This window comes from Cochleicola gelatinilyticus, assembly GCF_001637325.1.
Lineage (GTDB): Bacteria > Bacteroidota > Bacteroidia > Flavobacteriales > Flavobacteriaceae > Cochleicola > Cochleicola gelatinilyticus.
Genome location: NZ_LRXL01000047.1, coordinates 1 through 1,481, shown reverse-complemented (window position 1 = coordinate 1,481; position 1,481 = coordinate 1). Strand labels below are relative to the sequence as shown.

Here is a 1,481-nt window from a genome sequence, read left to right as displayed (position 1 = left end):
ATGAGTTATACCCGTTGTTAGAGGCAGTTTTTATTACTGTCCTAATTCCTTTAGTTTAGTTTGAGCTTCTTGATTTGCATCTATTCCCACTGCTTTTTTATAGTATTTGATTGCTTCTGATTTATTTTTTTGAGATAAAAAGTAATTCCCCAATGCAACATAACTTTTTGATTCATTAGGATAGAAATCAGCATTCAGTTCTAAGTATGCTAAAGCTTTTTTAGGAAGATTATGTCCATCCAACATAAAGAACCCAACTTGATTTAGTAATTCCCATTCAGGTTTTACTTCACGTTTCATTTGAATGCTCAATTTTTTATAGTGGGTTTTAAAAGGCTCTGTTAATTCTTTGGCAGAATATTCTTTTGGTGTGTTAAAACGCCACATTTCTGGGAATGGAAACCAAGAGAAAATCGACCGCAATCCATTATACTGGGCTGGAACAACAATGCTTCCGTGGTCTTCATTCTCAAAGTATTCCCATTCAAAATTAATATCTTTATTATTTTTCACTAATAGGTCGTGAAACTTTAAATTGGCTCTAATCTGTTCAGTAGGAACTGTTTTGTCTTTTCTAACTTTAACCGTGTCCATTGCTTTGCCAATACTATTAGCCACAGCTATATATAATGACTTTTCTTTTCGATTTCCTTTATATAGTAGTTCTTGAGTTTCTTTAACCAAATTTTCTTTGTCCCACCAAAGGCTTGGATCAATTGCCAAATAATTATCAAAAGAATTTTCGTGATGTAAGTATGAATAAAGTACAAAAAGACCTCCTGTAGAATGACCAATAATGGTATTGTTGTTTTCGGTTGGGTATTTATTGTTTATATAAGGTTTTAATTCTTGATTTATGAATTTTAAAAAATTACTGGCACCTCCAGAAGTTTCCGATTCGTGTCCGCGTTGAAAAGGAACATTAGTATTCGTAAAATCTCTTGTTCTATCCGTATTGGTAATGCCAACTATTATAGATTGAGGAATTTTGAAAGGCGTTAGTTGCTTTTGCATTCCAGTAATAACATAAAATTGTTGAGATGCGTCCAGTACATAAATAACTGGATATTTTTTAGTGCTATTAAAGTCCTCAGGTGTATGTATCCAAATTTCTCTTTGCTCTTTTAGTATTTTGGAATATAAGCTATCAACTTTCCCAACTACTATTTGCTTTTCGCTATTTTGATTAAATTGTGCTATTCCTTTGAAACATAGGAACAAGGTAATTATGGTTATTACAATTTTAGACTTTCTCATTTGTTTGGTAAGGTTTTAGTTTGTAATTATTTCTTTTGGATAAACCACAACATCAAAAATTGTTCTCGACTTGTCATTTTTACCTATCGTGTACTTAAATTGCCTCTAACGGTTTGCATAAGAACAGTAAGCTGCAAAACGGACCGACTGTTCGAATTGATTTTAAAGATACTAAGAACTATTGAATTCCGAAGGAATTCAGATGTAGGCTTATTGTTTTTATG

Annotated in this window: 1 protein-coding gene; it reads right to left on the bottom strand. The window is 32.1% G+C overall.

The window, feature by feature from the left end; genetic code table 11:
• Positions 1-33: 33 nt before the first annotated feature.
• The gene (locus ULVI_RS12375; RefSeq protein WP_068593113.1) at positions 34-1,257 is read right to left on the bottom strand and encodes an alpha/beta hydrolase-fold protein; all 1,224 of its coding nucleotides are present in this window, start codon (positions 1,255-1,257) and stop codon (positions 34-36) included.
• Between the last annotated feature and the right edge of the window lie 224 nt (positions 1,258-1,481).